The organism is Pseudomonas oryziphila (genome assembly GCF_003940825.1).
Taxonomy (GTDB): Bacteria; Pseudomonadota; Gammaproteobacteria; order Pseudomonadales; family Pseudomonadaceae; genus Aquipseudomonas; species Aquipseudomonas sichuanensis.
Genome location: NZ_CP034338.1, coordinates 5,291,649 through 5,306,262 on the forward strand (window position 1 = coordinate 5,291,649; position 14,614 = coordinate 5,306,262).

At 61.8% G+C, this 14,614-nt stretch carries 3 protein-coding genes, 2 tRNA genes and 3 rRNA genes; all 8 read right to left on the minus strand.

What is annotated here, in order from left to right; translation table 11 throughout:
* Positions 1–65 precede the first annotated feature (65 nt).
* A complete protein-coding gene (gene recD / locus EJA05_RS24715; RefSeq protein WP_125860497.1) occupies positions 66–2,141 on the minus strand; it encodes an exodeoxyribonuclease V subunit alpha in 2,076 nt (691 codons plus the stop codon).
* Positions 2,138–5,809 carry an exodeoxyribonuclease V subunit beta gene (gene recB, locus EJA05_RS24720; RefSeq protein WP_125860499.1) on the minus strand — a complete coding sequence of 1,224 codons (3,672 nt, stop codon included), beginning with the start codon at positions 5,807–5,809 and terminating at the stop codon, positions 2,138–2,140. The genes recD and recB overlap by 4 nt, the downstream gene beginning before the upstream one ends.
* Entirely contained in the window at positions 5,806–9,288 is a 3,483-nt protein-coding gene (gene recC / locus EJA05_RS24725) for an exodeoxyribonuclease V subunit gamma (protein ID WP_125860501.1), read from the minus strand. Before recC ends, recB begins: the two co-directional genes overlap by 4 nt.
* A 121-nt stretch (positions 9,289–9,409) precedes the next feature.
* A 5S ribosomal RNA gene (gene rrf, locus EJA05_RS24730) occupies positions 9,410–9,525 on the minus strand.
* A gap of 133 nt (positions 9,526–9,658) precedes the next feature.
* Positions 9,659–12,553, minus strand: a 23S ribosomal RNA gene (locus tag EJA05_RS24735).
* 245 nt (positions 12,554–12,798) lie between these two features.
* A tRNA-Ala gene (locus EJA05_RS24740) sits at positions 12,799–12,874 on the minus strand.
* Between the two features lie 24 nt (positions 12,875–12,898).
* Positions 12,899–12,975: transfer RNA gene (locus EJA05_RS24745), tRNA-Ile, on the minus strand.
* An 85-nt stretch (positions 12,976–13,060) separates the two neighbouring features.
* Positions 13,061–14,600: ribosomal RNA gene (locus tag EJA05_RS24750) — 16S ribosomal RNA — on the minus strand.
* The 16S, 23S and 5S rRNA genes sit together here with 2 tRNA genes alongside, the layout of an rRNA operon.
* Positions 14,601–14,614 lie beyond the last annotated feature (14 nt).

Sequence of the window (14,614 nt, forward strand, 5' to 3'; positions counted from 1 at the left end):
GGAAATCTCTCAAAAAGTTGCCAGATAATGCCGCAACGATAGCACAGCAACGTGGTACGCCCGTATCACAGTTGTTCCAGCATCAGCCCCGAAACACGTCGCACCCTGCGCCCCACAGCCTCCTCGAACACGCCACTGCGCGGCTCGATCAGGCTGAAGCAGTGCTTGGCCCGGGTGATGCCGGTGTACACCAGCTCCTTGGTCAGCACCGGGTTGAGAGCGTCGGGCAGCACCAGCGCGGTGTGGCTGAACTCCGAGCCCTGGGACTTGTGCACGGTCATGGCGAACACGGTTTCCACTTCGCTCAGGCGGCTGGGCAGGACGAAACGCACCCCGCCACTGCCGTCGTTACGCGGGAAGGCCACGCGCAGCGGGGCCTGGCCCTGGTCATCGGGCAGGCGCAGGGCAATGCCGATATCACCGTTCATCAGGCCGAGGCCGTAGTCGTTGCGGGTTACCAGTACCGGGCGCCCCTCGTACCACAGCTGCTGGCTGTCGATCAGCCCGGCATTGTGCAACACCCGCTCCACCCGCTGGTTCAGGCCTTCCACGCCCCAGGCGCCCTTGCGCACCGCGCACAGCAGCTGGAAGTCCTCGAAACGGCTCAGCACTTCGCCGGCCCACTGTTCCCAGCGCGGATCCTCTGCCGGGGTGCCCGGCGGCGGGCGCAGGCGGCCGATGTTGCGCAGGTAGCTGCGATAGCCCTGCGGGCCTTCGGCGCCGCGGTTGAGGCCTTCGAGCAGCAGGCGGTCGAAGCGCTTGTCGTGCTCGCCGCCGAGGGTCAGGCAAAAGACGTCATCGGGCTTGCTGGCCAGCAGCGCGCGGGCCTCGGGGGCCTGCTGGCGGTTGACCAGCCGTGCCAGCTGGCCAATGCCGCTGCCTTCACCGAAACGCCGGGAATGGCGCAGCATGACGATCTGCTGGGCCAGCGGGCTGCGCGGGCTTTCGCCCGGTTTCAGGCCGCTGTTGGCCAGCGATTGGCCGCCGATCTGCTCCAGCCAGGTCTGGGTCTGCGGCCAGTAGCAGCCATCCTCGGCGTCGCGGCACAGGTCGCCGAGCACCGCACCCGCCTCCACCGAGGCCAACTGGTCCTTGTCGCCCAGCAATACCAGTCGCGCATTGGGGGGCAACGCGTCGAGCAGGTTGGCCATCATTTCCAGGTCGATCATCGACGCCTCGTCGATCACCAGCACATCCAGTGGCAACAGGTTGCCTGCGTTGTGCCGGAAGTGGCGCGAGCCCGGGCGGCTGCCGAGCAGGCGGTGCACGGTGCTGACGTCGGTGGGGATCTGCGCGCGCACCGCGCTGTCGACCTGCAACCGCTCGACCTGCTGGCCGATGGACTCGGTCAAGCGCGCCGCTGCCTTGCCGGTGGGCGCCGCCAGGCGAATGCGCAGGGGCCGGCCCTGCTCTACCGCCGGTGCCTGCAGCAGGGCCAACAGGCGCACCACCGTGGTGGTCTTGCCGGTACCGGGGCCGCCGGTGATGACGCTGAAACCGGCACGGGTGGCCAGGGCGCAGGCAAGTTTCTGCCAGTCCACTTCACCGGTGGGGGCACCGCCTTCGAACAGCTGCGCCAGCCGCGCCGACAGGTCCGCTTGCAACGGCTGCTGACGGGCCAGGCGCTCGTGCAAGGCGCCGTCGATGCGCCGCTCATAAGCCCAGTAGCGGCGCAGGTACAAACGTTCACCGTTGAGCACCAATGGGCGCGTGTGCTGTGCGCGGCTGCCGCCTGCTGCCAGCAAGGGGCTTTGGTCGATGCGCTGCAACCAGGTGTTCAGGTCGAGGCTGGCGAGCAACTGCGAAGGCAGCAGCAGCGGCCCGGCCAGGGCATCGCCTTCCGGCGGCAGCGACAGGGCGAAGTCTGGCTCGGCCAGAGTTTGGGCAAGGTCGAGGCAGACATGGCCGTGGCCCAGTTGGTGGCTGGCCAGCGCCGCCGCCAGCAGCACCAACGGATCGCTGCCCGGGGCGAGCTCTTCGAGGAAGCCGACGAAGGCCCGGTCCAGCGCACGCAGCCAGCCACGCTCCACCCAGCGGTCGAGCAGGGCCAGCAGGTCGTGGCTGTCGTGCAGTGGCGCCAGGGCAGACAGGTGCTCGGCCTGCAGCGGGGTCGGCAGAAGGTCGTCGAGACTGCGGCTCATGGCGTGGCTCCAGCAAACAGATCCTGCTGCGCGGGCGCGTGCTCGCCACGGAACAGCGCATCGAGGGCTTCGATCAGCGCGCGTGGCGGCCGGGCGTGATACAGGCCATGGCCGGCCGAGTGGGTGCCGCGCAGGAAGATGAACAGGGCACCGCCGACATGGCGGTCGTAGTCGTAGTCGGGCAGGCGTGCGCGCAACTGTCGGTGCAGGGCCAGCAGGTAGAGCACGTACTGCAGGTCGTAGCGGTGCTCGAGGATCGCCTGCTCCATGGCCAGTGCGCCATAGGCCTGGGCGTCGGGGCCGAGCCAGTTGGATTTGTAGTCGGCCACGTAGTAGCGCCCGTCCAGCTCGAAGGCCAGGTCGATGAAGCCTTTGAACATACCGTTGAGCTGGGTCGGCTGCAGCGCCGGGCGCGCGGCGCCGTCATGGGTATGGCGAACCACCAGTTGGTCGAGGCGCACGGCATCGACCTGATGGCTGGCAAACCAGAATTCCATCTCGATCTGATACTGGCTCAGTGCCGCCAGCTGCAAGGTAGCGCCCTGCAACGGCATGGGCTGCACCAGCATCTGCTGCAGCCACTGGCTGAGCGTGGGGATCCAGCCGGCCCAGTCGCGACGGTTGCAGCGCCGGCCCACGGTGCGCTCGATCAGCTCGGGCTGGCTGCTCACGGCGGCGAAGCCTTCCAAGCCGGCCCATTCGAGCAGGCCATGGAGGAAGGTGCCGGGGTTGGGGCCACGGGGGAAGCGGTGGATATCACCGGACTCGGCCGGCACTTCGCGCAGCAGCTGGCTGTCCAGGGCTTCGTCGTCCAACAGTTGCTGGGCCTGGGAGCTGTCGGCGATGAGCGTTTGATCGCCGACGCGCAGCGCACTGTAGGAGGCGATCCACCACTGCTCGGCGGCGGCCCGTCGAGGTTTGCGTGCCGGCAACAGCTCACTGTCGTTCGCCGGGGTACGGTAGCTTTGCTCGTCTGCCTCGGGCAGCGGCCCACTGATGATGGCCGGGCTGTTCGCCCCCAGGGCCTGCAGCCACTCGCCCAGTTGGCTGGAGGCCGTCAGAGGCAGGCCGCCGCCGAGCAGGTAACCCAGGGCCGAGCGGTGCAATTGCGAGCTGCGCTGGGTGCCGCGCTTGAGGTCGGCGACACCCAGCCAGCAACCGTGCTGGGCGCGGGTCAGGGCGACATAGAGCAGGCGCAGGTCTTCTGCCAGGCGCTCGTCGTCGGCACGTTCGACTTGCTGCGCATCGGGGGTGAGCGTGAGGTGCGCGATGCCGTCGTCGTCATGCCAGGACAGCGGCAGGCGCGAGCCATCCACCGGCTTGCTGGTGCAGATGAACGGCAGGTACACCAGGGGGTATTCCAGGCCTTTGGATTTGTGGATGGTCACCACCTTGACCAACTGCTCGTCGCTTTCCAGGCGCAGGATCTGCTCTTCGCCGGCCTGCCCGGCATTGGCCAGGTGCTCGGCCAGGTGGCGGATCAATGCCTGCTCGCCATCCAGTTCGCCGGCCGCCTGCTGCAGCAGTTCGGCCAAGTGCAGCAGGTTGGTCAGCACCCGCTCGCCGTCGGTGCGCGCCATCAGGCTGCGCGGCAGGTGGAAGTCGTGCAGCAGGCGGCGCAGCATCGGCAATACGCCTTGGCGCTGCCAGATCTCGCGGTAACGGCGAAAGCGCATGACCCAGTCTTCCCAGACCCGCTCGTCCTGGTTCAGGCGTTCCAGTTCGATCAGCGGCAGGCCGAGGGTCAGGCTGGCCAGGGCGGCCTTGAGCATGCGCTCGGCGTCCGGCTCGGCGCAGGCCTTGAGCCAGGCCAGCAGGTCGTGGGCTTCCTGGGCGGCGAACACTGAATCTTTGTCCGACAGATAGACGCTGCGCACCCCGCGGGCCGCCAGTTCAGCACGGACCAACTGCGCTTCGCGACCGTCGCGCACGAGGATGGCGATATCGGACGGCAGGCACGGGCGCAGTGCGCCGTCACTGCCGGCAAAGCCACTGACGCCCTGCTGGCCGCCGTTGAGCACGGCCACGATATGGCTGGCGCAACTGGCGGCCAGGCGTTGGCGATACAGGGTGTTGGACACTGGCTCGTCACTTTGCAGATGCCAGCAGTACAACGCCGCTGTGGGCTGGCCGTCGATCAGCAGCTGTTCGCCGCGGCCTTTGGCGCGGACCTCGACGAAGGGCAAGGGGTTGTCGCCATGGGCGCGGAACAGGAAGGCGCCGCGGCCTTGAGCACGCGCCTCGGCCTGCAGGAAGACACGGTTCACGGCCGCGACCATGGCCTGGCTTGAGCGGTAGTTGGTGTCCAGGCTGTGCAGGCGCCCGGCGGTGGCGCGGCGGGCGGCCAGGTAGGTGAAGATGTCGGCGCCACGGAAGGCGTAGATCGCCTGCTTGGGGTCGCCGATCATGAACAGGCCGGTTTGCGGGTTGTTCTCGGTGATGCGATAGATGCGCTCGAAGATGCCGTACTGCACCGGGTCGGTGTCCTGGAATTCGTCGATCAGCGCTACCGGGAACTGCTCGCGGATCAACCCGGCCAGGCGCTCGCCGGACTCGCTGGCCAGCGCATGCTGCAGGCGCAGCAGCATGTCGTCGAAGCCCATTTCGGCGCGGCGGCGCTTTTCCACTTCGAAGCGCGCCGAGACCCAGGCGGCGGCATGTTCCAGCACGCGCACCTCGGGGCTGGCGAGCCCCTGCAATTGTTCGCGCAGGGTTTGCATGGCGTGCAGGGCTGGATGGCTCGGCGGCTCGCCGACCTTCCACGCCTCGGCCATGCCGTCGGGGGTCAGGCGGGTGAAGCCGGTGCCCAGGTCGAGGTCCATGGCTTGATCGTCGCCAGCCCAGGCCTTGAGCTTGTCGAACCAGGGCTCGAAATAGCGCGCCTGAAGCTTGCGACCGTCGGCCTGCTTGGCGGCCACGGCGTCGCGGCAGATCTGCTGCAGCTCATCGGCCCAGGCGGCCCATGGCGCCTTGAGCTGGCGCAGCTGCTCACTGCGCTCGCGCAGGGTCGTTTCGATCAGTTGTTGCGGGTCTTCGTCGTGCTGTTCGCTGCGCACCCGGCCGAACAAGGGCCGGATGCGGGGCAGCAGTGCATCGGGGCTGCCCCAGTTGCCGCGCACCCACGCAAGGGACTCGCCGCGCATGCCGTAGCAGAAGCGCCGCCAGTAGTCGCGCATGACCTGGCCAAGCAGCTCGCTGTGGTCGGTTTCCAGGCTTTGCGTGAACAGGCTGCCACTGTCGAAGGCGTGCTCGCGCAACATGCGCTGGCACCAGCCGTGGATGGTCGATACCGCGGCCTCGTCCATCCACTGCACGGCGATCTCCAGGCGGCTGGCACAGCGTGGCCAATGCTCCTGTGGATACTCGTCGCGCAGCTGCTGCAGCAGCGGGTCGGCGTCGTCCAGCTCGCCGCGGAAAAACCGGCCCGCCTCGGCCAGGCGAGCACGGATGCGTTCGCGCAGCTCTTTGGTGGCGGCGTCGGTGAAGGTCACCACGAGGATCTGCGGGGGCAGCAGCTCGCGGGCAAAGCCCTGCTCGCCGCCGTGGCCGAGGATCAGTCGCAGGTACAGCGCCGAAATGGTGAAGGTCTTGCCGGTGCCGGCACTGGCTTCGATCAGCTGGCTGCCGTGCAGGGGGAAACTCAAGGCCAGCGGGCGGGCTTGGCTCATTGGGCGCTCTCCGGGTTGCCGAGGGTCTGCCAGGGCGCTGCGAACAGGGGGCGGTACAGGGCTTCGCACCAGCCTTCGAAGGTTTCATCCAGCACCAGCGCGGCGAAGTCGTTGTACTGGCGGGCCAGGGCGAGGCTTTCGCTGCGCTCGCCGTGGCTGATCAGGCCGTCACCTTCGTAGGCGCGGGCGGCAGCGGCAAGCGCCTTGTCCGGGTCTTCCTGGGCCAGCCAGGCGAAGGCGGTCTTGGCCGCGACAGGCAGGGGCGCGTTCATGCCGGCCTGGCGCGCCACCAGCAGTTCGCCCAGCCGTTCGGCGGCCTGGCCTTGCGGCAAGGGCGCCAGGAGCAGGGTCAGGTCGCTGGCCACCAGGGCGCTGTGCAACGGGTAGCCCGAGGCGCAGGCGGCCAGGTGCATGACCCAGGCCGGGATCAGCCGGTGCCACTTGAGGTTGTTGCGCCCGGCGCTGAGGGTGTTGGGCACGGTGGCGATGCTCAGCAGGCTCTGGTCGTCGGCCTGGTAGACCCGGCCCAGCCAGCCCTCGAGGCGGTGCAGGCCGTGCTCGAAGTGGATCGGCAAGGCGCCTTCCACCAGCGTTGGCCAGCGCTGCAGCAATTGCCCATGGCGTTGCAGCAGGTCTGGCAGGGGCTGGATCAGCTCGGCCTGCAACGCCTCGCCGAACCCGGCCAGCGGCAGCAGGCCGCAGGCTTGCAGGCGGCGGGCCTGGGCCTGCAGCGCCTGCTCGGGGTTGTCCGGCTCGGCCAGGGCGGCACCCAGCAGGCTTTCACTCAGGCCGTAGCGTTGCAGGGCGTCGAGGGCGAAGGGTTCTTCGTCCGGCGTGGGTGCTTCCAGGGCTTCGAAGTAGACTTTCAGGCGCTGGCTGAAGAAGTGCCTGACGGGATGGCGCAAAAAATCCTGCAACTGCGTCAGGCTCAATGGCTCATCGCTGCTGTAGGGCAGCAACGGGGCATGGGCTGCCTGGGTCTCTGCGGCATCCTGATGCAGGACCAGCCACTCATGGGCAAAGCTGAACAGCGGGCTGCCTTTCTGGAAATAGCGCTGGCTGAACGGTTGCAGCGGGTGCTCCTGGGTCAGGGCATGCAGCAGTTGTTGACCGGCATCGTCCTTCTGCCCTGGTTTGGCGTTGGTCAGTTGCCAGCCAGCGGCCAGGTGATCGCGCAACTGTCCGATCAGCACCGAGGCTGGGCGCTCGCTGTTGTCGCGGATGCTGCGCCCGACCCAGCTGACGTACAGTTGGTCACGCGCCGACAGCAGCGCTTCGAGCAACAGGTAGCGGTCATCTTCGCGGCGCGAACGGTCGCCCGGGCGGTAGTCGCTGGCCATCAGGTCGAAGTCCAGCGGTGGCTGCGCACGAGGGTAGTCGCCGTCGTTCATGCCCAGCAGGCAGACCACCCGGAACGGGATGGCGCGCATGGGCATCAAGGTGCAGAAGTTCACCGAACCTGCGAGGAAACGCTGGGACAATTTGCCCTGGTCGAGGCCCGACAACCACGCTTCGCGAACCACGGTGAGCGGCAGCAGGTCTTGCAGGCTGACCGCCTCGCAGGTTTCCAGCCAGGTGTCGCGCAGGTCCTGGAGCTGCACCAGCAGCAGTTCGTCGTGCTCGTTTTCGGCCAGGAAGAAGATCTGCAGCAGCGCATGCAGGCGCTCGCCCCATTGCGTGGCCGTGGCCGGCTGCGAAAGTGCCTGGCAGGCGATGTCCAGGGCGTCGAGCAAGGCAACCAGCGGCCCGATCAGGGCGGCATCGAGCCCGCCGATCTCGTCGTAGGGCTCGATGCCATCGCAGCCCTCACCTACGCCCACCGCGTACCCCAGCAGCATTCGGCGCAGGCCGAAACGCCAGCTGTTCTGCTCCAGGCCTTCGGGCAATCCGAGGGTGGCGCGTTGCCGGGCGTTAAGGCCCCAGCGGATGCCGGCGCCCTCGATCCAGCGGTGCAGGGTGGGCAGGTCGCTTTCTTCGATCGCAAAGCGGGCGCGCACTGCCGGTACGTCCAGCAGGTCGAGTACCTCACTCACGGCAAAACGGCTGTCGGGCAGCTTCAGCAAGTGTTCGAGGGCGATCAGCAAGGGATCGCGGCCGCGTTGGCCTTGGTCGGTCAGGGTGAACGGGATATAGCGTGGGTCGCTGCGCTCCAGCTGGCCGAACACCGCGCGAATGTGCGGGGCGTAGGTGTCGATGGCCGGGAGCATGACGATGATGTCGCGCGGGCGCAGGCTGGGGTCGGCACTGAAGCGGGCCAGCAGCTGGTCGTGCAGGATCTCGACTTCGCGCTGGGGGCTGTGGGCCACATGGAAGCGCACGGAGCGGTCCTTGGCAGGGTCCACCTGGGGCCATTGCTCGCGGGTTTCGGCCAGGGGGCGAAGTTCGAGGATGTCGTCCTGCAGCTGGTTGAGCAGGTTCTTGGGTTCACCGTCGCTGAACAGGTCGATGCGGCCATCGTTGAACACGGCCTGATAGCTGCCGGGGTCGTCGTAGCTGTCGAGCAGGTTGATGTAGTCACGGCCCTGCTTGCCCCAGGCGGCCAGCAGCGGGTGCGCGTGCTGGTGCAGCAGCTCGTCGTCCAGCAGCATGGGCATGCCTTGCTTGCGCTGCTGGCGTTTGTACTGGTGGCGCAGCAGGTCTTTGTCGGCAACGATGTCGCCCCAGTGGTGGCGGCAGGGGTTGTGCACGCACAGCAGTACCTGGCTGAAGCGTGCCAGGCCGGCCATGGCCTCGAGGATCTGTGCCGGCAGCGATGAGATGCCGAACACGATCAATCGCGCGGGCAGGCCAGCGGGCGCTTGTTCCAGGCTATTGATACGTTCGATGAAGCGCTGGTGCACACCGGCGCGGCTCTGGGCCATGCCCTCTTCGCCTACGTCTTCGAGCAGGATTCGCCACAACTCGGCCTGCCAGCGGTTGCCGGCAGCCAGGGGCTTGCGTTCACCGCGGGCGGTGTTGAGCACATGGTCCCCGGCAGCCCAATCCTTGAGCCAGTCGGCACGGTAGACCTGGTATTGGTCGAACAGGTCGGCCAGGCGTTCGGCCAGCTGATAGCGTTTGCGCAGGTCGCTGTCGTCGGTGAGGAAGCGGCGCAGGGGCTCGAAGTGCGGGCGCTCGATGACCTCCGGCAGCAGGCGCATGAGGCGCCAGGTCAGGGGGGCTTTGTCGAGCAGCGACACTTCGGGGATTTCATCGCGGCCCAGCACTCCTCGGTACAGTTGCCACATGAAGCTGCCGGGCAACTGCACGTCGATCGCGGCGGCAATGCCGCAGCCGCCCAGGTCGCCGTCCAGCGGATCCTCGGCCAACGCCAGTTTCAGCCACTGGGCGATACCGTTGCTCTGTACCAGGGCGATTTCGTTTTCCAGCGGTGCCAAGGGAAAGCGGCGCATCACACTCACCACCAGATTGCGCAAGTCATCCAGGCGATTGCCCTGGACGATCATGAAACCTGGGTGCAGTGAGGTCGTGTTGGCCATTGGGCGCTCTCGTGAAGGCGGGCGAATATGGTGGGGAACCATATCACGGGGTTGATCTTTTCCGATCCGGAAAAGACAAAACCCCTACCTGCATGCGCAGATAGGGGTTTTGCGGAATGAATCTTGACGATGACCTACTCTCACATGGGGAAACCCCACACTACCATCGGCGATGCATCGTTTCACTACTGAGTTCGGGATGGGATCAGGTGGTTCCAATGCTCTATGGTCGTCAAGAAATTCGGTTGCCCAGAATGTCTTGTGAACACTCTTGGCTAATTCGGATATGCGATTTGTGATGTTGCGAACTTTCGGGTTTTTCGTCTTCACCACCACAATTCGGCTTACGCGCAAATTGCTTGGGTGTTATATGGTCAAGCCTCACGGGCAATTAGTATTGGTTAGCTCAACGCCTCACAGCGCTTACACACCCAACCTATCAACGTCGTAGTCTTCGACGGCCCTTCAGGGGATTCAAAGATCCCAGTGAGATCTCATCTTGAGGCAAGTTTCCCGCTTAGATGCTTTCAGCGGTTATCTCTTCCGAACATAGCTACCCGGCAATGCCACTGGCGTGACAACCGGAACACCAGAGGTTCGTCCACTCCGGTCCTCTCGTACTAGGAGCAGCCCCTCTCAAATCTCAAACGTCCACGGCAGATAGGGACCGAACTGTCTCACGACGTTCTAAACCCAGCTCGCGTACCACTTTAAATGGCGAACAGCCATACCCTTGGGACCGGCTTCAGCCCCAGGATGTGATGAGCCGACATCGAGGTGCCAAACACCGCCGTCGATATGAACTCTTGGGCGGTATCAGCCTGTTATCCCCGGAGTACCTTTTATCCGTTGAGCGATGGCCCTTCCATACAGAACCACCGGATCACTAAGACCTACTTTCGTACCTGCTCGACGTGTTTGTCTCGCAGTCAAGCGCGCTTTTGCCTTTATACTCTACGACCGATTTCCGACCGGTCTGAGCGCACCTTCGTACTCCTCCGTTACTCTTTGGGAGGAGACCGCCCCAGTCAAACTACCCACCATACACTGTCCTCGATCCGGATAACGGACCTGAGTTAGAACCTCAAGGTTGCCAGGGTGGTATTTCAAGGATGGCTCCATGAGAACTGGCGTCCCCACTTCAAAGCCTCCCACCTATCCTACACAAGCAAGCTCAAAGTCCAGTGCAAAGCTATAGTAAAGGTTCACGGGGTCTTTCCGTCTAGCCGCGGATACACTGCATCTTCACAGCGATTTCAATTTCACTGAGTCTCGGGTGGAGACAGCGCCGCCATCGTTACGCCATTCGTGCAGGTCGGAACTTACCCGACAAGGAATTTCGCTACCTTAGGACCGTTATAGTTACGGCCGCCGTTTACCGGGGCTTCGATCAAGAGCTTCGCTTGCGCTAACCCCATCAATTAACCTTCCGGCACCGGGCAGGCGTCACACCCTATACGTCCACTTTCGTGTTTGCAGAGTGCTGTGTTTTTAATAAACAGTCGCAGCGGCCTGGTATCTTCGACCGGCATGGGCTTACGGAGCAAGTCCTTCACCCTCGCCGGCGCACCTTCTCCCGAAGTTACGGTGCCATTTTGCCTAGTTCCTTCACCCGAGTTCTCTCAAGCGCCTTGGTATTCTCTACCTAACCACCTGTGTCGGTTTGGGGTACGGTTCCCAGTTATCTGAAGCTTAGGAGCTTTTCTTGGAAGCATGGCATCAACCACTTCGCGCTCTAAAGAGCACTCGTCATCAGCTCTCGGCCTTGAGATCCCGGATTTGCCTAAGATCTCAGCCTACCACCTTAAACTTGGACAACCAACGCCAAGCTGGCCTAGCCTTCTCCGTCCCTCCATCGCAATAACTGGAAGTACAGGAATATTAACCTGTTTTCCATCGACTACGCTTTTCAGCCTCGCCTTAGGGACCGACTAACCCTGCGTCGATTAACGTTGCGCAGGAAACCTTGGTCTTTCGGCGTGGGAGTTTTTCACTCCCATTGTCGTTACTCATGTCAGCATTCGCACTTCTGATACCTCCAGCAAGCTTCTCAACTCACCTTCACAGGCTTACAGAACGCTCCTCTACCGCATCACCAAAAGGTGATACCCGTAGCTTCGGTGCATGGTTTGAGCCCCGTTACATCTTCCGCGCAGGCCGACTCGACTAGTGAGCTATTACGCTTTCTTTAAAGGGTGGCTGCTTCTAAGCCAACCTCCTAGCTGTCTAAGCCTTCCCACATCGTTTCCCACTTAACCATGACTTTGGGACCTTAGCTGACGGTCTGGGTTGTTTCCCTTTTCACGACGGACGTTAGCACCCGCCGTGTGTCTCCCATGCTCGGCACTTGTAGGTATTCGGAGTTTGCATCGGTTTGGTAAGTCGGGATGACCCCCTAGCCGAAACAGTGCTCTACCCCCTACAGTGATACATGAGGCGCTACCTAAATAGCTTTCGAGGAGAACCAGCTATCTCCGAGCTTGATTAGCCTTTCACTCCGATCCACAGGTCATCCGCTAACTTTTCAACGGTAGTCGGTTCGGTCCTCCAGTCAGTGTTACCTAACCTTCAACCTGCCCATGGATAGATCGCCCGGTTTCGGGTCTATACCCAGCGACTAAAGCGCCCTATTAAGACTCGCTTTCGCTACGCCTCCCCTATTCGGTTAAGCTCGCCACTGAATATAAGTCGCTGACCCATTATACAAAAGGTACGCAGTCACCTAACAAAGTAGGCTCCCACTGCTTGTACGCATACGGTTTCAGGTTCTATTTCACTCCCCTCTCCGGGGTTCTTTTCGCCTTTCCCTCACGGTACTGGTTCACTATCGGTCAGTCAGTAGTATTTAGCCTTGGAGGATGGTCCCCCCATATTCAGACAAAGTTTCTCGTGCTCCGTCCTACTCGATTTCATTGATAAGAGATTTTCGTGTACGGGGCTATCACCCACTATGGCCGCACTTTCCAGAGCGTTCCACTAATCTCAAACCAACTTAAGGGCTGGTCCCCGTTCGCTCGCCACTACTAAGGGAATCTCGGTTGATTTCTTTTCCTCAGGGTACTTAGATGTTTCAGTTCCCCTGGTTCGCCTCTTGCACCTATGTATTCAGTACAAGATAACCAGCTTATGCTGGCTGGGTTCCCCCATTCAGAGATCTCTGGATCACAGTCTGTTTGCCGACTCCCCAAAGCTTATCGCAGGCTACCACGTCTTTCATCGCCTCTGACTGCCAAGGCATCCACCGTATGCGCTTCTTCACTTGACCATATAACCCCAAGCAATCTGGTTATACTGTGAAGACGACATTCGCCGAAAATTCGCATTTCGCTCAATTAAGAGCAGAACTCACAAATTTTACCTTAGCCTGATCACACACCAGTGAAAGTGCATGTCAGTCTATCTATCACATATCCGAATTTTTAAAGAACGATCTGACAAAAGTCAGAAATCAACATTCATTGCCGAATGTTCATTTCTAAGTTCTGAGCAGTGCTGCGAAACCTGAAAGAGTGGTGGAGCCAAGCGGGATCGAACCGCTGACCTCCTGCGTGCAAGGCAGGCGCTCTCCCAGCTGAGCTATGGCCCCATTTGACCAGCCGCACCAAGTAATTGGTAGGTCTGGGCAGATTTGAACTGCCGACCTCACCCTTATCAGGGGTGCGCTCTAACCAACTGAGCTACAGACCTATACAGGGTCGCGTTACAGCATCGTCTTTACACAATGAATCAAGCAATTCGTGTGGGAGCTCATCAGCAGGCTGATGTCGTCGATTAAGGAGGTGATCCAGCCGCAGGTTCCCCTACGGCTACCTTGTTACGACTTCACCCGAATGAATCACACCGTGGTAAAACCGTCCTCCCGAAGGTTAGACTAGCTACTTTCTGGTGCAACCCCATGGTGTGACGGGCGGTGTGTACAAGGCCCGGGAACGTATTCACCGCAACATTCTGATTTGCGATTACTAGCGATTCCGACTTTCACCACGGTCGAGTTGCAGACTGCGATCCGGACTCACGATCGGTATTTGTGAGATTAGCTCCACCTCGCGGTTGGCAACCCTCTGTACCCGACCCATTGTAGCACGTGTGTAGCCAGGCCGTAAGCCATGATGAGACTTGACGTCACTCCCCACCTCTTCCTCCGGTTTGTCACCGGCAGTCTCCTTAGAGTGCCCCACCATAACGTGCTGGTAACTTAAGGACAAGGGTTGCGCTCGTTACGGGACTTAACCCAACATCTCACGACACGAGCTGACGACAGCCATGCAGCACCTGTCTCAGAGTTCCCGAAGGCACCAATCCATCTCTGGAAAGTTCTCTGCATGTTCAAGGCCTGGTAAGGTTCTTCGCGTTGCTTCGAATTAAACCACATGCTCCACCGCTTGTGCGGGCCCCCGTCAATTCATTTGAGTTTTAACCTTGCGGCCGTACCCCCCAGGCGGTCAACTTAAATGCGTTAGCTGCGCCACTAAAATCTCAAGGATTCCAACGGCTAGTTGACATCGTTTACGGCGTGGACTACCAGGGTATCTAATCCTGTTTGCTCCCCACGCTTTCGCACCTCAGTGTCAGTATCAGTCCAGGTGGTCGCCTTCGCCACTGGTGTTCCTTCCTATATCTACGCATTTCAAACACACAGAAATTCCACCACCCTCTACCATACTCTAGCTCGCCAGTTTTGGATGCAGTTCCCAGGTTGAGCCCGGGGCTTTCACATCCAACTTAACGAACCACCTACGCGCGCTTTTACGCCCAGTAATTCCGATTAACGCTTGCACCTCTGTATTACCGCGGCTGCTGGCACAGAGTTAGCCGGTGCTTATTCTGTCGGTAACGTCAAAACAGCAAGGTATTAACTTACTGCCCTTCCTCCCAACTTAAAGTGCTTTACAATCCGAAGACCTTCTTCACACACACGGCATGGCTGGATCAGGCTTTTCGCCCATTGTCCAATATTCCCACTGCTGCCTCCCGTAGGAGTCTGGACCGTGTCTCAGTTCCAGTGTGACTGATCATCCTCTCAGACCAGTTACGGATCGTCGCCTTGGTGAGCCATTACCTCACCAACTAGCTAATCCGACCTAGGCTCATCTGATAGCGCAAGCCCGAAGGTCCCCTGCTTTCTCCGTAGGACGTATATGCGGTATTAGCGTTCCTTTCGAAACGTTGTCCCCCACTACCAGGCAGATTCCTAGGCATTACTCACCCGTCCGCCGCTGAATCGAAGAGCAAGCTCTTCTCATCCGCTCGACTTGCATGTGTTAGGCCTGCCGCCAGCGTTCAATCTGAGCCATGATCAAACTCTTCAGTTCAATACTGCTTGGGT